Annotated in this window: 12 protein-coding genes and 1 pseudogene; 9 read left to right on the top strand and 4 right to left on the bottom strand. The window is 61.4% G+C overall.

Annotated features, from left to right (window positions below; genetic code table 11):
- The first annotated feature begins 9 nt into the window (after nt 1-9).
- The 4 genes from GF111_RS15940 to dolP are packed head-to-tail and all read left to right on the top strand — an operon-like array spanning nt 10 to nt 3,626.
- Nucleotides 10-2,049, top strand: a complete 2,040-nt coding sequence (locus GF111_RS15940; protein ID WP_094460792.1) for a penicillin-binding protein activator — start codon at nt 10-12, stop codon at nt 2,047-2,049.
- Nucleotides 2,046-2,399: a YraN family protein gene (locus tag GF111_RS15935; RefSeq protein WP_094300729.1), complete on the top strand. Its 354-nt coding sequence runs from the start codon at nt 2,046-2,048 to the stop codon at nt 2,397-2,399. The genes GF111_RS15940 and GF111_RS15935 overlap by 4 nt, the downstream gene beginning before the upstream one ends.
- Nucleotides 2,400-2,450: 51 nt before the next feature.
- A complete protein-coding gene (gene diaA / locus GF111_RS15930) occupies nt 2,451-3,041 on the top strand; it encodes a DnaA initiator-associating protein DiaA (RefSeq protein WP_004937103.1) in 591 nt (196 codons plus the stop codon).
- 9 nt (nt 3,042-3,050) lie between these two features.
- The gene (dolP, locus tag GF111_RS15925; protein WP_004937101.1) at nt 3,051-3,626 is read left to right on the top strand and encodes a division/outer membrane stress-associated lipid-binding lipoprotein; all 576 of its coding nucleotides are present in this window, start codon (nt 3,051-3,053) and stop codon (nt 3,624-3,626) included.
- A gap of 40 nt (nt 3,627-3,666) precedes the next feature.
- On the opposite strand, the gene mtgA is transcribed toward dolP, so the two are convergent.
- The 3 genes from mtgA to arcB form a co-directional block, all read right to left on the bottom strand.
- The gene (mtgA, locus tag GF111_RS15920; protein WP_047729794.1) at nt 3,667-4,398 is read right to left on the bottom strand and encodes a monofunctional biosynthetic peptidoglycan transglycosylase; all 732 of its coding nucleotides are present in this window, start codon (nt 4,396-4,398) and stop codon (nt 3,667-3,669) included.
- Nucleotides 4,395-5,048, bottom strand: coding sequence for an isoprenoid biosynthesis glyoxalase ElbB (elbB, locus tag GF111_RS15915; protein WP_080490552.1), 654 nt, complete (start codon nt 5,046-5,048; stop codon nt 4,395-4,397). Before elbB ends, mtgA begins: the two co-directional genes overlap by 4 nt.
- A 237-nt stretch (nt 5,049-5,285) precedes the next feature.
- Nucleotides 5,286-7,628, bottom strand: coding sequence for an aerobic respiration two-component sensor histidine kinase ArcB (arcB, locus tag GF111_RS15910; protein WP_147191464.1), 2,343 nt, complete (start codon nt 7,626-7,628; stop codon nt 5,286-5,288).
- Between the two features lie 411 nt (nt 7,629-8,039).
- On the opposite strand from arcB, the gene GF111_RS15905 reads away from it, so the two are divergent.
- The gene (locus GF111_RS15905) at nt 8,040-8,747 is read left to right on the top strand and encodes a phosphatase PAP2 family protein (RefSeq protein ID WP_047729791.1); all 708 of its coding nucleotides are present in this window, start codon (nt 8,040-8,042) and stop codon (nt 8,745-8,747) included.
- Here the strand turns inward: GF111_RS15905 and GF111_RS15900 are convergent.
- Complete coding sequence (locus GF111_RS15900; RefSeq protein ID WP_055312487.1) at nt 8,742-9,674, bottom strand: TIGR01212 family radical SAM protein; 933 nt, start codon at nt 9,672-9,674, stop codon at nt 8,742-8,744. The two genes, GF111_RS15905 and GF111_RS15900, sit on opposite strands and share 6 nt — an antisense overlap.
- Before the next feature lie 692 nt (nt 9,675-10,366).
- Between GF111_RS15900 and gltB the strand changes: the two genes are divergently transcribed.
- The 4 genes and pseudogenes from gltB to GF111_RS15880 all read left to right on the top strand — a co-directional run.
- The gene (gene gltB, locus GF111_RS15895) at nt 10,367-14,827 is read left to right on the top strand and encodes a glutamate synthase large subunit (RefSeq protein WP_033649002.1); all 4,461 of its coding nucleotides are present in this window, start codon (nt 10,367-10,369) and stop codon (nt 14,825-14,827) included.
- Between the two features lie 14 nt (nt 14,828-14,841).
- A complete protein-coding gene (locus GF111_RS15890) occupies nt 14,842-16,260 on the top strand; it encodes a glutamate synthase small subunit (RefSeq protein WP_038879621.1) in 1,419 nt (472 codons plus the stop codon).
- 165 nt (nt 16,261-16,425) lie between these two features.
- Nucleotides 16,426-16,905 carry a hypothetical protein gene (locus tag GF111_RS15885; protein ID WP_038879622.1) on the top strand — a complete coding sequence of 160 codons (480 nt, stop codon included), beginning with the start codon at nt 16,426-16,428 and terminating at the stop codon, nt 16,903-16,905.
- A gap of 85 nt (nt 16,906-16,990) precedes the next feature.
- Nucleotides 16,991-17,869: pseudogene (locus GF111_RS15880) on the top strand (ISL3 family transposase); the annotation flags it as partial.
- Nucleotides 17,870-17,943: the final 74 nt, after the last annotated feature.

Here is a 17,943-nt window from a genome sequence, read left to right as displayed (position 1 = left end):
GGATACAGTATGCTTTCCTCAACATTCGTTCGTACCAAAGCAGGGCGTTCCAAGCCTGTCCGACTTACCGCAGTCATCGCGGCCGCCCTTTTCCTGGCAGGCTGTCCAAGTCGGGCCCCGCAAACGCCGCCCGCCAATATACAGGACGAAGCGAGCGCCAGCTCCGATTACTACCTGCAGCAGTTGCAGCAAAGCAGCGATGATAACAAGGCTGACTGGCAATTACTTGCTATTCGCGCCTTGCTGCGTGAAGGAAAACTGCCTCAGGCCGGCGACCAGTTGAATCAGCTGCCGAAAAATCTCAGCGGCGCGCAGCAGACTGAACGCCAGTTGCTGACCGCCGAACTGCAGATCGCCAACAAGAGCTACGTCAGCGCCCGCAGCACGCTGGGCCATCTGGACAGCGCTTCGCTGTCGCCGAATCAGAAGGTGCGCTACTACCAGGCGCAGATCGCCGCCAATCAGGGCAAAGCGTCGCTGCCCTTGATCCGCGCCTATATCGCTCAAGAGCCGTTGCTGACCGGCAAACCGCACCAGGAAAACCTGGATCAGACCTGGCAGGCGCTGCTGCAGCTGACGCCGCAGGAGATGAACAGCCTGGTGATCAACGCCGACGAGAACGTGCTGCAAGGCTGGCTGGATCTGCTGCGCGTCTATCAGGACAACAAGCAGGATCCCGATCTGCTGAAGGCCGGCATCAAAGACTGGCAGAACCGTTATCCGAAAAACCCGGCGGCCAAAACGCTGCCCGCTCGCCTGAACCAGGTGCTGAACTTCACCCAGGCCTCTACCTCGAAAATCGCCCTGCTGCTGCCGTTGAACGGCCAGGCGAAAGTGTTCGCCGACGCCATCCAACAAGGCTTCGAAGCGGCGAAAAACGGCGGTTCCATGCCGGCGCCGCAGCCTCAAGCCGCGCAACCAGCCAGCGTGCCGGCCCCAACGGCGCCGGCCGACCAGGCCGCCGCGGGTGACATCAACGCCAACGGCGCGGTCAGCCCTTCGGCGCAAGAGAGCCAGCCTGCGGTGACCGCCGCGCAACCGGCGGCGCCGTCCAGTGCGCCGGTAACGCCGCTGCAGGCCGCTAACGCACAGGTCAAAGTGTACGACACCACCAGCCAGCCGCTGGCCGCCTTGCTGAGCCAGGCGCAGCAGGATGGCGCCACCCTGGTGGTCGGCCCGCTGCTGAAAGAGAACGTCGATCAGCTGTCCGCCAGCACCACCACGCTGAACGTGCTGGCGCTCAACCAGCCGGAAACGCCGAAGGACAACCTGAACATCTGTTACTTTGCCCTATCGCCGGAAGATGAAGCGCGCGACGCCGCACGCCACATCTGGGAACAGCAGAAGCGTCAACCGCTGCTGCTGGTGCCGCGCGGCGCCTTCGGCGATCGCGTCGCCAAGGCCTTTAACCAGGAATGGCAGAAGCAAGGCGGGCAAACCGTGCTGCGTCAGGACATCGGCTCCGCCGGCGAACTGCGCCAGATGGTCAACAGCGGCGGCATCCGCATGACCGGCACGCCGATATCGAGCGCCCCGGCGCCGCAGAGCGTGACCATCGCCGGATTGACCATTCCTGCACCGCCGAGCGACGTGCCCGCTGCGACCGACGGCAGCGTCGACGCGGTGTATATCGTCGCCACCCAGTCTCAGCTGACGCTGATCAAACCGATGATCGACATGGCCACCAGCTCGCGCGGCAAGCCGGCGATGTACGCCAGCTCGCGCAGCTATCAGGCCGGTGCGGGCCCGGACTTCCGCCTGGAAATGGAAGGCCTGCAGTTCAGCGACATCCCGCTGCTGGCCGGCTCAAATCCTCAGCTGTTGCAGCAGGCCAGCGCGCGCTTCCGTAACGACTACTCGCTGGTGCGCCTGTACGCGATGGGGATGGATGCCTGGACATTGGCCAACCACTTTGCTGAAATGCGCCAGCTGCCGGGCTTCCAGGTTTCCGGCACCACCGGTACGCTGAGCGCGTCGCCGAACTGCGTGATCAACCGCAAACTGCCTTGGCTGCAATACCGTCAGGGTACGGTCGTTCCGGTCTCTTGAACCCACGCGCCTCAGGGGCGGGCTATGAGTTACTGGCCCGCCGTCACCTGGAACACGCCGGGCTCACCTTCTGCGCCGCCAACGTCGCGGTACGCGGCGGTGAGCTCGACCTCATCATGCGCGACGGCGCCACCTGGGTGTTCGTCGAAGTGCGCTACCGCCGCAACGACGCCTTCGGCGGCGCGGCCGCCAGCGTCACCTTTCGCAAACAACAGCGGTTGCTGCATGCCGCCGCCGTCTGGCTGGCGGGGCGCGGAGCCAGTTTTGACACATCATCTTGCCGTTTTGATGTTTTGGCCATTACCGGTAGCCAGTTAGAATGGATACCCAACGCCTTCAATGCGGATTAATCGGGGTTTTGCGGCGCAGACCGGCCCTTTGACTTAGTGGATTAATACAACGTGCTGGATAGAATTAAAGTCTGTTTTACCGAAAGCATCCAAACCCAGATCGCGGCGGCGGAAGCATTGCCGGACGCCATTTCCCGCGCTGCGATGACGCTGGTTCAATCCTTACTCAACGGCAACAAAATCCTGTGCTGCGGCAACGGCACCTCGGCGGCCAACGCGCAGCACTTCGCCGCCAGCATGATCAACCGTTTTGAAACCGAGCGCCCCAGCCTGCCGGCCATCGCCCTCAACGCCGACAACGTGGTGCTGACGGCGATCAGCAACGATCGGCTGCACGACGAAGTGTACGCCAAGCAGGTGCGCGCGCTCGGGCACACCGGCGACGTGCTGCTGGCGATTTCCACCCGCGGCAACAGCCGTGATATTGTGAAAGCGGTCGAGGCGGCCGTCACGCGCGATATGACCATCGTCGCGCTCACCGGCTACGACGGCGGCGAGCTGGCCGGGCTGCTCGGCCAGCAGGATGTCGAGATCCGCATCCCGTCGCACCGCAGCTCGCGCATTCAGGAAATGCATATGCTGACCGTAAACTGCCTGTGCGATCTGATAGACAATACGTTATTCCCCCACCAGGACGATTAAGGAACTGAGATGAAGCTAAAAGCCACATTTGCAGTGCTGTCCAGCGCCCTGCTGTTGCAAGGCTGTATCGCCGGCGTCGTCGTCGGCAGTGCGGCCGTCGCGACCAAAACCGCCACCGACCCGCGCAGCGTCGGGACCCAGGTGGATGACGGCACGCTGGAAGCCAGGGTCGAAAGCGCTCTGAGCAAAGACCAGCAGTTGAAGAAAGACGCCCGGGTGGTCGCCACCGCCTATCAGGGCAAAGTGCTGTTGACCGGCCAGTCGCCTAACGCCGATCTCACCGCGCGCGCCAAGCAGATCGCCATGGGCGTGGAAGGCACGACCGAAGTGTATAACGAAATCCGTCAGGGCACGCCGGTCAGCCTGAGCACCGCGTCCTCCGACACCTGGATCACCACCAAGGTGCGTTCGCAGCTGCTCACCAGCGATACGGTGAAATCGTCCAACGTGAAGGTCACCACCGAAAATGGCGAAGTGTTCTTGCTGGGCCTGGTCACCCAACAGGAAGGACAGTCGGCGGCGCAGATCGCCAGCCAGGTCAGCGGCGTGAAGCACGTCACCACCGCCTTTACCTATGTGAAGTAATCCGTTCTGGCGGGAGCGGCGCCGTGCCGTTCCCGCCCGTTTAATCCAGCTTGTTCTCGCTTAAAAACGCTTCCCCGCCCAGCTGCCGCATCTGGCGCATGATCCACTGCTGTCGCTGTATCACATAACCGGACGGCGCATCGGCCCTGAAGCGATGCGGATTCGGCAATACCGCCGCCAGCAGCGCCGCTTCGGCCGCGGTCAGCCGTTTGGCCGGCTTATGGAAAAAGCGTTGTGATGCCTCCTCTACGCCAAACACCCCGTCGCCGAACTCGACGATGTTCAGGTACACCGTCAGAATGCGCCGCTTGGTCCACACCAGCTCGATGCCCGACGTCAATCCGGCCTCCAGCCCTTTGCGCAGCCAGCTGCGGCCATCCCACAGAAACAGGTTCTTGGCGGTTTGCTGCGACAGCGTGGACGCGCCGCGGATGCGCGTCGGGCGCTTCTCGTTGTGGCTGAGCGCCTTTTCAATGGCCGCCACGTCGAAGCCCCAATGGTCTGGAAACTTCTGATCCTCCGCCGCCATCACCGCCAGCGCCATTTGCGGCGAGATGTCGTCCATCGACACCCAGTCCGAATGGGCGACGTAGCCGAAGTCGCCGCTCAGCCAGGCGCTGACTTGCCGCTCCACCATCACGGCGGAAAACGGCACCGGCAGGAAGGCAAAGGCCGCAATGCCCAACACCCACAGGCCGAGAATCGCGATGACTCCGCGCTTCAGCCAATACCCTGGGCGCAGTCGCCGCCATCCGCCGAGCGATTTTCTCATTCAGCCAGTTCCAGCACCCGCGCCACCAGCTTATCGATGCCGAGGGCCGCCTGCGCGATCGACGGCGCCAGCATATAGGCCGGCGTGGTCACGACTTTGTGTTCGCTGTCCACCACGATATCGTCCACCGGACAAATCACCGGCTCGCCGCCCATGGCGTCAATCACTTCTCCCAGGTCCGGATCGTTGCCAATGGTCAGCCGCGCTTGTTGATTCAGCAATTTCGGCAACAGCGCCGGCGCGATGCACATCAGGCCAATTGGTTTGCCGGCCTTATGCATCTCGCGCGTCAGACGCGCCAAATCTTCATCGACCCAACATTCCGCGCCGGCTTCGGCGAAATTGCTGAGGTTCTTGGCGGCGCCGAAGCCGCCGGGCACGATCAGCGCATCCAGCTGCGCGGCGTCCGCCAGCGCCAGCGGCTGCACCGCGCCGCGGGCAATGCGCGCCGACTCAATCAGAACATTGCGCGACTCCGCCATCTCCTCACCTGATAAGTGATTAATAACATGGCATTGTGGTTTATCGGGCGCAAAGCACACCGCCTGCGCGCCGGCACGGTCCAACGCCAGCAGCGTCAGCACCGCTTCATGGATCTCCGTACCGTCATAAACGCCGCTGCCGCTGAGGACGACACCCACCTTTTTCATCACTCTTACTCCTGTCGCTGCTGTCAACTGGTTCGTGCTCGGAGTTGACAAACACTAATCTACATCACACATTTTAATGAATCTTCTAACAAGAGCGCTTACATTTGCTATGTTGTTGGCTGTATGATGTTTAGGAATTCGCTACAACCTGCTCGACCAGAACACTGAAACCAATACGCAGGTTCACAATTTCCCTGGTGTTGGCGCAATATTCGCGCACCCCGGCTTAGGTCGGGGTCATTTTTTTTCAGCGTTCTCTACCCAAGCCCGCAGTACCTGCACGTCGTTGCGCCACTCTTGCTTCAACTCATCCACCCAATCCTGCACGTTATCCCACCAGGCCGGCAGCGTCGGCGTTTGAATCTGTTGCGCCAGCTGCTGCAGGTGACGCAGACCGACCGAACCGGCGGCGCCTTTGATCTTGTGCCCTTCCTCGGTGATGCCTTTCTGATCGCGCGCCGTCATGTTGGAGTCCAGCACCGCCAGGTAGCCCGGCATCATCTGTTCGAACATCTCCAGGCTTTGGTGGATCAGCTGCGGGCCAACCAGGTCCATGTACTGTTCCAGCATCGCGGTATCGAGTAACGACTCATTAATCTGCATCGCCTTGTGCTCCGTTTTCTTTGAAGTGTGAGAAGGTTGATGATCCCAATAGTGTTTGATGACCTGGGTCAACGCCGGCACCGACAGCGGCTTGCTCAGCACATCGTCCATGCCCGCCTCGAGGTACTCTTTTTTGTCTTTCAGCACGTTGGCGGTCAGGGCCACCAGCGGCGGCAGCGCCTGCCCGGCGTAGCGTTCGCGCAGCGCCCGGGCGATGTCCAGCCCGGTCATGTCCGGCAGCTGGATGTCCAGCAGCACCAAATCGAACTCGTCCGGATCGAACATCGCCAGCGCGTCGTGGCCGTTCATCGCCACCTCGACGCTGTTGCCCAGTTTCTCCAGCACCGAGCGCGCCACGATCACGTTCAGCTCGATATCCTCCACCAGCAGGATGTGCAGCGCCGGCAACGGCAGTTCCTCTTCCTCCGGCGCCGCGCTGGCGGCTTCCTGCACCGCCGGCGCCTGGATGGTCAGAGTGAAGCAAGAACCGTGCCCCTGTTCGCTGCGCACGGTGATGTCGCCGCCCATGCTCTGCGCCAGTCGCTTGGAGACCGCCAGCCCGATGCCGGTGCCGGTGGCCGGACGGCCGCCGCGCTGATCTTTCACCTGGTAATACATGGCGAAGATCTTGTCCTGCTCGTCCTGCGGGATGCCCATGCCCGAGTCTTCCACCTCGAACACCAGCTTCTCCTCCTGCGCCTCGCGCCGCACGCGCACCACGATTTGCCCCTGCTGGGTGAATTTCACCGCGTTGCCGATCAGGTTCCACAAAATCTGCCGCAGGCGCGTACCGTCGGTCACGATCTGCTGCGGCAGCGGCGTCTGCGGCTCCATGGTGAACTGCAGCCCTTTCGGCTGCGCCAACAGGCCGGAGAGGTTCTCCAGATCCGCCAGGAAGCCGGTGAAGTCCACCGGCTGGTTGTCGAGCTGCACCTTGCGCCGCTCGAGCTTATCCATTTCGATAATGTCGTTGAAGATATTGCCGAGGGTGATGGCGCTGACGTGAATGGTCTTCAGGTATTTCAGCTGCTCGTCGTTCAGCTCGGTATCGAGCAGGATGCGGCTCAGGCCGACGATGCCGTTAAGCGGCGTACGCAGCTCGTGGCTGATCGTGGAGATAAAGGTGGTCTTCTCCCTGCTGGCGTTCTCCAGCGCGTCCTGGTAGCGCTTACGCTCGGTAATATCGCGGCCGAAGCCCATCAGCCCGTGGCGTTTGCCCACCCGGTCGTAAAACGGCACCTTGCGCAGCTCGAAACAGGCCTTGCGGCCATCGGGATACACCAGCCACTGTTCGTAGGTCAGCGAGACGTTGTGGCGGAACACCTTCTCGTCGGTCTCAATGACCTTTTCGGCGATCTCCCGGCCGTAGACGTCGAACGGCGTCAGGCCGATCAGCTGCTTCTCGCTCTTGCCGGTCAGCAGCTCCATCGCGCGGTTGCAGCCGGAAAATTCTTTGTCTTCGTTGCGGTAGTAGACCAGATCCGGCGAGGCATCGAGGAAGGAACGCAGCAGCGCCGATTGCTGGCCCAGCTCAATCTGTGCCAGTTCACGCTGTTCCATCTCTTCCGTCAGTTTCTCCATCACCTGCAGGCGCTCTTCTTCCGCCTTGATACGGTCGGCGATCTCCTGGTTCAGCTGGCTGATATTGTCTTTGAGCTGCTGATTGAGCTCCAGATCGCGGTGGCGCATCTCTTCCAGCTTGTCCACCAGCCGCGCCAGCCGCTGGCGCGATTCCTCCAGCTGCTCCACCACCACCGAGAGGAAGTAGACCGCCCACGGGGTGATCAACAGGCCGAAGAAGATCGAACGCACCACGTCGATGCTTTCCACTTCGCCGCGCAGCAGCATGGTCACCGCCATCTGCACCACCATCGCCAGCACCACCAGCGCCGAGGCCAGCAGCAGCGAGAAGCGCACCAACCCCAGTTTCACCATTAAATCGACGTAGTACTGGGCCAACACCCGGATTTGCTTCATAGCGGCTCCCATCAGACACAATCTTTTGAATCATACCGTAAATTTTTCCGCTGTGTCTGAGAGTCAAGTCCTGCTAACGGAAAATAGCGGCGTCTGGCGTGCAACGGGCGGTTCATTGCCGCCGAAACCATGAAAAACCACGTTGATCGTTCCGCTCATACTTAGGGATTAATCAATTGTAACTAAAAGACTTTTTATGTGACACCCCCCACACCGCGGCCGCTTGAGAATGCCCTTACGTTAATATATTAATGATGCACCGTGCATGACGAATGCTTTCGCAGACACGGATAGCGAAGCCTTGAGGCTTGAAGTAAGGGAAAGGATGTTATCCCGCGGTTTACTTTCACCTGCAGCCGCGTTGTGGCCAGCCCGGCAGGCTTCCTCATTTCCCTGATGTGAGGATTGACCATGTTAACCATCTATCGCACTACCCTGTTCGTCCTGTCTCTGACCGTTATTTTGCCCCTGAAGGCCACCACTACCGTGACCGGCTATCTGAATGAGGAGCAACAACAAATCGCTACGCTGTTGCCGCCGCCGCCTTCAACGGATACGCCGCAGAATCGGGCGGATCTGCAGGCGGTACTGACCATACAGGCTGGCCGTACGGCGGAACAAGTCGCCAAGGCCAAGCGGGATGATCACCTGGAAGACGCCGCCTTCCCCTTCGCTCGCGATATCTTCGGCCCGACGTTCACCGTCGATCGCCATCCGCTCACCGCCGCCCTGTTCCGCCGGGTCTATCAAGACTTTGAACAAAGCCTGATGCCCGCCAAAGCTTTCTATGGTCGCCAGCGCCCCTATGAGGCCGACCGCCGCGTGAAACCGCTGCTGCCGCCGCCGGAAGGCGATTCCTACCCCAGCGGGCACGCGATGGACAGCTACCTGACGGCGATCCTGCTGGCGCAGATGGTGCCGGAAAAACGCAGTGCGCTGTTTGAACGGGCGGCAAGCAATGCGCAAAGCCGGGTGATTGCCGGTGTGCACTATCCGAGCGATCTGGAAGGCGGTAAGCTGGCGGCGACGGCGCTCGCCGCACGGCTGTTGGCGAACCCGCAGCTACAGGCCGATTTGCAGCGCGCCCGCGCGGAGGTACGCACCAACCTGCAGTTATAACGTCGGTGAATAACGCAGGGCGGCATCCAGCGCGCTGCCCTGCCCGCCGTATTGCTGCAGATAAGCGCCCACCGCCTGCATGCCGCTCCAGCGGTTTTCGCACCACAGCGGCGCCAGCAGCGTGGGCCGACGGGCGCTGGCAGACAGGCGGTGATACACCACCTCGCCAGGCGTGTGGCGGATCATCTCCCCGGCGCTGACGGCGTAGTCCTCCAGCGCCAGGTCGGGCAAACGCCCGGCTCGCCACGCGCGGGCCAGGGTACTGCCGGTCACGACGTGCAGCGGATGCAGCTTGATGCCATCCACGCCGGACGCCACCACCCGCTGCAGCGTGAGCAGATGATCGCGCTGGTTTTCTCCCGGCAGCCCGACGATCAGATGGCAGCACACCTTCAGCCCGCGCTGCCGGGCCCGTTGCGCGGTCTGCTGATAGCAGCGGAAATCATGGCCGCGGTTGATGCGTTTGAGCGTTTTATCGTGCGCCGTCTGCAGCCCCAGCTCCAGCCACACTTCATAACCCTCCTCGCGATACCCCGTCAGCAGATCCAATGCGGCGGGCGGCACGCAGTCCGGCCGGGTACCGACGCACAGGCCGACCATCTCGCTCTGCGCCAACGCCTGCCGATACATCGACGCCAGCAGTTCGACCTCCGCATAGGTGCTGGTATAGGCCTGGAAATAGGCCAAATAGCGCCGCGCCCGGTTGACCCGCGCGGCCTGCTGCGCCAGCTGTTCAGCGATACTTTGCCGCTGCATCGCCTCATCGGCGAACGAAGCGACGTTGCAAAACGTACAGCCGCCGCGCCCCAACGTGCCGTCGCGGTTAGGGCAGCTGAATCCGCCGTGCAGCGTGAGTTTATGGATCTTTTCGCCATAGCGGCGCTGGAGATCTGCGCCAAACATATTGACTAATTGCGGCAACTGCATAATCTTGGTGATTCTCTGTGTTCAAAGCCGCGATGCTAATAAGAAACGGCTTTTCCCGCGATGACAGAGATCAACGCTTTCCCCGCAAGGCGCCATCAGGCATAACTATTCATCATAAACGCAAATAAATTCACTATAATTCTGATGAATTATTCTAATCGTCGCGCAACCGTTAACGGCAATATGACAATGCGGTGAAAAACAGTGACAAACATCAACAAAGAAATATCTTATAGAATAAAATTCTGCCATTAACCCCCGCACTAGCATGGTGCAGAGATTAAGGGGTTGCACTATAGTGAGACAGCTCACACTTCTGTGGGGATCGCCGTTGCCCCACGATAGTGCAAAAACGCATTAAAATACTTATTTTTCAAATAAATAAACATCATCAATTCGATAAGAATCTATCTTAAGCCCACATTTGACCTGCGAATTCTTTCTCGCTAAGTTGGAAGTCCGCTGGAAGCTTTCTGGACGGGCAAACGTCTCGTCATATTTATGCAGTAATTGAAGACTCCCTCTTAAAACAAGTCCTATACCACTTGTGAGACCGTCACGAGAGGCCATTGATGGAGGGCGGAAAAGCAGATTGGCGGGGTTAACTTGCTGATTGGACTTCTGCCTGAAATTGGGAAGCCCCCTCGCAGTAGGTTGTGAGAGTCACGCAGAGCCTGGGGAGGTTCACTGATATGTTGTACGATAAATCCCAAGAGAGGGACAACTGTGGTTTCGGCCTGATCGCCCACATAGAAGGCGAACCTAGCCACAAGGTGGTTCGCACCGCCATTCACGCGCTGGCCCGCATGCAACACCGCGGCGCGATCCTGGCCGACGGCAAGACCGGCGACGGCTGCGGCCTGTTGCTGCAAAAACCCGATCGCTTCTTCCGCATGGTGGCAGAAGAGCGCGGCTGGCGTTTGGCCAAGAACTACGCCGTCGGCATGATGTTCCTCAGCCAGAATGAAGAGGAAGCGCGCCTCAGCCGCCGCATCGTGGAAGAAGAGCTGCAAAACGAAACGCTGTCGATCGTCGGCTGGCGTGAAGTGCCGACCAACCCGGACGTGCTGGGTGAAATCGCCCTCTCCTCCCTGCCGCGCATCGAGCAAATCTTCGTTAACGCCCCGGCCGGCTGGCGCCCACGCGATATGGAACGCCGCCTGTTCGTGGCGCGCCGCCGCATAGAGAAACGCGTGCAGGACAACAGCTTCTACGTCTGCAGCTTCTCCAACCTGGTGACGATCTATAAAGGCCTGTGCATGCCTGCGGATCTGCCGCGCTTCTATCTCGATCTGGCGGACCTGCGCCTGGAGTCGGCCATTTGCCTGTTCCACCAGCGCTTCTCCACCAACACCGTGCCGCGCTGGCCGCTGGCGCAGCCGTTCCGCTACCTGGCGCACAACGGCGAAATCAACACAATCACCGGCAACCGCCAGTGGGCGCGTGCCCGTACCTATAAATTCCAAACGCCGCTGATCCCGGATCTGCAGGCCGCCGCGCCGTTCGTCAACGAAACCGGCTCCGATTCCAGCTCGCTGGACAACATGCTGGAACTGTTGCTGGCGGGCGGGATGGATCTCATCCGCGCCATGCGCCTGCTGGTGCCGCCGGCCTGGCAGAACAACCCGGACATGGACGGCGATCTGCGCGCCTTCTTCGACTTCAACTCGATGCACATGGAGCCGTGGGACGGCCCGGCCGGCATCGTGATGTCCGACGGCCGCTACGCCGCCTGTAACCTCGATCGCAACGGCCTGCGCCCGGCGCGCTATGTCATCACCAAAGACAAGCTGATCACCTGCGCCTCCGAAGTCGGCATCTGGGATTACCAGCCGGACGAAGTGGTGGAAAAAGGCCGCGTCGGCCCCGGCGAGCTGATGGTGATCGACACCCGCAGCGGCCGCATCCTGCACTCGGCGGAAACCGACAACGATCTGAAAAGCCGCCATCCGTATAAAGAGTGGATGGAGAAAAACGTCAAACGTCTGGTGCCGTTCGAAGATCTGCCGGACGATCAGGTCGGCAGCCGCGAGCTCGACGACGCGCAGCTCGAAACCTACCAGAAACAGTTCGGCTACAGCAGCGAAGAGCTAGATCAGGTGATCCGCGTGCTGGGCGAGATTGGCCAGGAAGCCACCGGTTCGATGGGCGACGATACCCCGTTCGCCGTGCTCTCCAGCCGGCCGCGCATCGTTTACGACTATTTCCGCCAGCAGTTCGCGCAGGTCACCAACCCGCCGATCGATCCGCTGCGCGAAGCGCACGTCATGTCGCTGGCCACCAGCATCGGCCGTGAAATGAACGTGTTCTGCGAAGCCGAAGGCCAGGCGCACCGCCTGAGCTTCAAATCGCCGATCCTGCTGTACTCCGATTTCAAACAGCTCACCACGCTGGAAGGCGAATACTATCGCGCCGAGACGCTCGATCTGACCTTCGATCCGCAGCAGCAGGATCTGGAGCAAACCATTCGCGCCCTGTGCGACGAAGCGGAACGCAAGGTGCGCGAAGGTGCGGTGCTGTTGGTGCTGTCCGACCGCGCCATCGCGCCCGGCCGCCTGCCGGTACCGGCCCCGATGGCGGTTGGCGCCGTGCAAACTCGCCTGGTAGAGAAAAGCCTGCGCTGCGACGCCAACCTGATCGTTGAAACCGCCAGCGCCCGCGATCCGCACCACTTCGCCGTGCTGCTCGGCTTCGGCGCGACCGCCATCTACCCGTACCTGGCCTATGAAACCCTGGCCAAGCTGGTGGACAGCCAGGCGATCGACAAGAAATACCGCGATGTGATGCTGAACTACCGCAACGGCATCAACAAAGGCCTGTACAAGATCATGTCCAAAATGGGCATCTCGACCATCGCCTCTTACCGCTGCTCCAAGCTGTTCGAAGCGGTCGGCCTGCACCGCGATCTGGCGGATCTGTGCTTCCAGGGCGTGGTCAGCCGCATCGGCGGCGCCAGCTTCAGCGATTTCCAGCAGGATCTGCAGAACCTCTCCAAGCGCGCCTGGCTGAAACGCAAGCCGCTGGAGCAAGGCGGCCTGCTGAAGTTCGTGCACGGCGGCGAATACCACGCCTACAACCCGGACGTGGTGAACTCGCTGCAAAAAGCGGTGCACAGCGGGGAATACAGTGACTATCAGGCCTACGCCAAGCTGGTGAACGAGCGGCCGGTCGCCATGCTGCGCGATCTGCTGGCCATCACGCCGAAAGGCGAACCGATCCCGGTCGATCAGGTTGAACCGGCGGAGTCGCTGTTCAAACGCTTCGACACCGCGGCGATGTCGATCGGCGCACTGAGCCCGGAAGCGCACGAGTCGCTGGCGATCGCCATGAACGGCCTCGGCGGCTTCTCCAACTCCGGCGAAGGCGGCGAAGATCCGGCGCGCTACCGCACCAACAAGGTGTCGCGCATCAAACAGGTAGCCTCCGGCCGCTTCGGCGTGACGCCGGCCTACCTGGTGAACGCCGACGTGATCCAGATTAAGGTGGCGCAGGGCGCCAAGCCGGGCGAAGGCGGCCAGCTGCCGGGCGACAAGGTCACTCCGTACATCGCCAGACTGCGTTACTCGGTGCCGGGCGTGACCCTGATCTCCCCGCCGCCGCACCACGACATCTACTCGATCGAAGATCTGGCGCAGCTGATCTTCGACCTGAAGCAGGTCAACCCGAAGGCGGTGATCTCGGTGAAACTGGTGTCCGAACCGGGCGTCGGCACCATCGCCACCGGCGTGGCAAAAGCCTATGCCGATCTCATCACCATCGCCGGTTACGACGGCGGCACCGGCGCCAGCCCGCTGTCCTCGGTGAAATACGCCGGCTGTCCTTGGGAGCTGGGCCTGGTGGAAACCCAGCAGGCGCTGGTGGCCAACGGCCTGCGCCACAAGATCCGCCTGCAGGTGGACGGCGGCCTGAAAACCGGCGTGGACATCGTCAAGGCGGCGATACTGGGTGCGGAAAGCTTCGGCTTCGGCACCGGGCCGATGGTGGCGCTGGGTTGTAAATACCTGCGCATCTGCCACCTCAACAACTGCGCGACCGGCGTCGCGACTCAGGACGACAAGCTGCGCCGCGATCACTACCACGGCCTGCCGGAACGCGTGACGAATTACTTCCAGTTTATCGCGCGTGAAACCCGCGAGATCATGGCGCAACTGGGCGTGAGCCAACTGGTGGATCTGATCGGCCGCACCGAGTTCCTGACCGAGCTGGACGGCATCTCTGCCAAGCAGAACAAGCTGGATCTGTCGCCGCTGCTGAAAACCGCCACGCCGCATCCGGGTAAAGCGGTGTACTGCACCGAAAGCAGCAACCCGGCGTTCGACAAGGGCCTGCTGAACAAAGAACTGCTGGCGCAGGCGCAACCGCATATCGAAGCGAAGCAGGGTAAAACCTTCTACTTCGACATTCGCAACACCGACCGCTCCGTGGGCGCCATGCTGTCCGGCGCTATCGCCGACGTGCACGGCGATCAGGGCATGGCGGCCGATCCGATCAAGGCGCACTTCTCCGGCACCGCCGGGCAGAGCTTCGGCGTCTGGAACGCCGGCGGCGTCGAGCTGACCCTGACCGGCGACGCCAACGACTATGTCGGCAAAGGCATGGCCGGCGGCAGCATCGCGGTGCGTCCACCGATCGGCTCCGCCTTCCGCAGCCATGAAGCCAGCATCGTTGGCAACACCTGCCTGTACGGCGCCACCGGCGGCAAGCTGTTCGCCGCCGGCCGCGCGGGCGAACGCTTCGCGGTGCGCAACTCCGGCGCCATCACCGTGGTGGAAGGCATCGGCGACAACGGCTGCGAATACATGACCGGCGGCATCGTCTGCGTGTTGGGTAAAACCGGCATCAACTTCGGTGCGGGCATGACCGGCGGCTTCGCCTACGTGCTGGACGAAGACGGCGAGTTCCGCAAGCGCGTGAACCCGGAGCTGGTGGAAGTGCTGGATGTCGATCAGCTGGCGATCCATGAGGAGCACCTGCGCGGCCTGATCACCGAACACGTGCAGGCGACCGGCTCTTCCCGCGCGGAAGAGATCCTGGCCAACTGGCCGGAGTGGGCGCCGAAGTTCGCCCTGGTCAAACCGAAGTCCAGCGATGTCAAAGCGCTGTTGGGTCACCGTAGCCGTTCCGCAGCCGAGCTGCGGGTGCAGGCGCAGTAAGAGGTAGGTCATTAATGAGCCAGAACGTTTACCAATTTATCGACCTGCAGCGTGTTGATCCGCCAAAGAAACCGCTGAAGATCCGCAAAATCGAGTTCGTCGAGATCTACGAACCGTTTTCGGAAACCCAGGCCAAGGCCCAGGCGGACCGCTGTCTGTCCTGCGGCAACCCGTATTGCGAGTGGAAGTGCCCGGTGCACAACTACATCCCGAACTGGCTGAAGCTGGCCAACGAAGGCCGCATCATGGAAGCGGCGGACCTGGCGCATCAGACCAACAGCCTGCCGGAAGTGTGCGGCCGCGTGTGCCCGCAGGATCGCCTGTGCGAAGGCTCCTGCACCCTGAACGACGAGTTCGGCGCGGTCACCATCGGCAATATCGAACGCTACATCAGCGATAAAGCCATCGAAATGGGCTGGAAGCCGGACATGTCGCACGTGCAGCCGACCGGCAAGCGCGTGGCGATTGTCGGTGCCGGCCCTGCCGGGCTGGCCTGCGCCGACGTATTGACCCGCAACGGCGTCAAGGCGGTGGTATATGACCGTCATCCGGAGATCGGCGGCCTGCTGACCTTCGGCATCCCGGCCTTCAAGCTGGAAAAGGAAGTGATGGTCAAACGCCGCGGCATCTTCAGCGAGATGGGCATCGAGTTCCAGCTGAACACCGAAGTGGGCAAAGACATCAGCATGGAGACCTTGCTGAGCGAGTACGATGCAGTATTCCTCGGCGTCGGCACCTATCAGTCGATGCGCGGCGGCCTGGAGAACGAGGAAGCGCAGGGCGTGTACGACGCGCTGCCGTTCCTGATCGCCAACACCAAGCAGCTGATGGGCTATGAAACCGAGCAGCACGAGCCTTACGTCAGCATGGAAGGCAAGCGCGTGGTGGTGCTGGGCGGCGGCGATACCGCCATGGACTGCGTGCGTACCTCGGTGCGCCAGGGCGCGACGCAGGTCACCTGCGCCTACCGCCGCGACGAAGCCAACATGCCGGGTTCCAAGCGCGAAGTGAAGAACGCCCGGGAAGAAGGGGTAGATTTCCAGTTTAACCTGCAGCCGCTGAGCATCGAGCTGAACAGCGCCGGCCGCGTGGCCGGGGTAAAGATGGTGCGCACCCAGCTGGGCGCACCGGATGCCAACGGCCGTCAGGCGGCGGAGCAGGTGCCGGGTTCCGAACACGTGATCGACGCCGACGCGGTGGTGATGGCGTTCGGCTTCCGCCCACACCGTATGGACTGGCTGGCGGCGCACGACGTGCAGCTCGATAAACAGGGCCGCATCCTGGCGCCGGAAGGCAGCGACAACGCGTTCCAGACCAGCAACCCGAAAATCTTCGCCGGCGGCGACGCGGTGCGCGGTTCCGACCTGGTGGTGACGGCGATCGCCGAAGGCCGCAAGGCGGCAGACGGCATCATGAACTACCTGGAAGTGTAAACCTTCCGTACCGCCAGAGGCCCGGCACATTGCCGGGCCTCTGTTTTTAGCCTGCCACGCTTTGTAACAACCTCCCCTCACCTCACCGCTTCAACGCGCTATAGTATTGAGTTAGCACCATTGCGGGGCGCGGCTGCGCCTGACACCGAGATAAGGATAGCGAACATGAAATGCTCCATATCCCTGTTGGCCGGCGCACTGCTGGCCGTCAGTTTCAGCGCTTCAGCCATGGCGCTGGATTCGCAGGAGGTCGGTTACAATATCGAAGCGCGCGGCGCGCGGCCGGTCGTGGCACAGTTGGGCAAGGCCGGGCAGTTCAGCGCCGTGGAAAACAGCATCCGGTTGGGGGACGACAGCTGGATTGCCCTGGCGCCCAAGCTGGCCGGCGGCGGCAATGCCGGATTTACCGCCGGCATTAAATCTGCCCTCTCCGCGGCCCTGATCTACAACCCGGCGGCGGTATTGCAGGCGCTCAACAAAGGCAACGATCTCCCGCTCAATGACATCTGCACCGCGCCGCCGGAAGTGCAAGGCGACACCGCCATCACCAGCTTCCGTGAGCGCGCGGCCCGTGCCTTGTCCACCGTGCGCGTAGGCGATCTCAGCGCGCCGCGCGATGCCTGCATTGCCGCCTTGAAAGGCTGATCCGTTTCTGCCGGGCAAAAAAAGTCAGAACGTTTAGGTTTGTATTCGCCAAAACACACCCTAAACTTTCAAAACTGCCGTCACTATGAATGCTAACCTTTGCTCCCTGTTCTGGGAAGGCTTTATCGTCAATTCCTTCTCGCATCCTTCTGCCAACTCCCTGCTTATCCAGCTCCAGCCTGACGCTGCCGTCATGCCCTGTTGTCGTCGTTGTGAGCGGCGGGTGCCTGTTGTGCATGATGTTTCCTTCCGCCGAGTGCGTGAACGCCAGCTGCTCGATTGGGTCGTCTGGCTCAACGTCCCCGTCCGGCGCCTGTGTTGCCCCCATTGCGGGGTCACCACCGAAAAAATCAGCTGGTTGCCTGAACGCCAGAGATATACCACGACGCTATCCGTATGGGTTGAGTCACTGGTCCGTTTACTGCCGATTAAACATGTTGCACAACTCACCGGACTGCACTGGCATACGGTCAAGAATATCGACTACCGGCGTCTGCTGCGGGAACGGACAGAGCCGCAGCGCCATACCCTCCGCCGTCTGGTGATGGATGAGTTCGCCCTGTTCAAAGGACATCGTTATGCCACCGTGGTGATGGATGCGGATACGCAACAGGTGTTGTGGGTGGGCGAAGGCCGCAGCAGAGCGGCCTTCCGCCCCTTCTTCGTCTGGCTGGGCGCTGAAGGCTGTGCCGCTATCCAGTCTGTCGCCATGGATATGAATACGGCGTTAGACCTGGAAGTCAGGCATCACTGCCCGCAGGCGGAAGTGGTCTATGACTTGTTCCATGTGGTGGCAAAGTATGGCCGGGAGGTTATCGACCGGGTCCGCGTCGACCAGGCCAATCAACTCCGTGATAACCCAAAATCGCGTCAGGTCATCAAACGCAGCCGCTGGCTGCTGCTGCGCAACCCCGAAAACCTGCCCGAAGGGCATGAGGTAAAGCTCACGGAGTTGCTGGAGGCGAATCAGCCGTTGAATGTGGTCTGGCTGATGAAAACAGCGCTGAAAGAACTGTGGTACGACCCCATAGGGTGCTT

The organism is Serratia sp. HRI (assembly GCF_010119335.3).
Classification (GTDB): domain Bacteria; phylum Pseudomonadota; class Gammaproteobacteria; order Enterobacterales; family Enterobacteriaceae; genus Serratia; species Serratia nevei.
Note: the sequence above shows the minus strand (reverse complement) of the source record. Positions and strands in the feature narration are given on the sequence as shown.

What these genes read in the sequence shown, in the direction of transcription:
- GF111_RS15940 (WP_094460792.1), top strand. Translation starts at nt 10, where the DNA reads ATGCTTTCCTCAACATTCGTTCGTACCAAAGCAGGGCGTTCCAAGCCT.
- dolP (WP_004937101.1), top strand. Translation starts at nt 3,051, where the DNA reads ATGAAGCTAAAAGCCACATTTGCAGTGCTGTCCAGCGCCCTGCTGTTG.
- mtgA (WP_047729794.1), bottom strand. Translation starts at nt 4,398, where the DNA reads ATGAGAAAATCGCTCGGCGGATGGCGGCGACTGCGCCCAGGGTATTGG.
- elbB (WP_080490552.1), bottom strand. Translation starts at nt 5,048, where the DNA reads ATGAAAAAGGTGGGTGTCGTCCTCAGCGGCAGCGGCGTTTATGACGGT.
- arcB (WP_147191464.1), bottom strand. Translation starts at nt 7,628, where the DNA reads ATGAAGCAAATCCGGGTGTTGGCCCAGTACTACGTCGATTTAATGGTG.
- GF111_RS15905 (WP_047729791.1), top strand. Translation starts at nt 8,040, where the DNA reads ATGTTAACCATCTATCGCACTACCCTGTTCGTCCTGTCTCTGACCGTT.
- GF111_RS15900 (WP_055312487.1), bottom strand. Translation starts at nt 9,674, where the DNA reads ATGCAGTTGCCGCAATTAGTCAATATGTTTGGCGCAGATCTCCAGCGC.
- gltB (WP_033649002.1), top strand. Translation starts at nt 10,367, where the DNA reads ATGTTGTACGATAAATCCCAAGAGAGGGACAACTGTGGTTTCGGCCTG.
- GF111_RS15890 (WP_038879621.1), top strand. Translation starts at nt 14,842, where the DNA reads ATGAGCCAGAACGTTTACCAATTTATCGACCTGCAGCGTGTTGATCCG.
- GF111_RS15885 (WP_038879622.1), top strand. Translation starts at nt 16,426, where the DNA reads ATGAAATGCTCCATATCCCTGTTGGCCGGCGCACTGCTGGCCGTCAGT.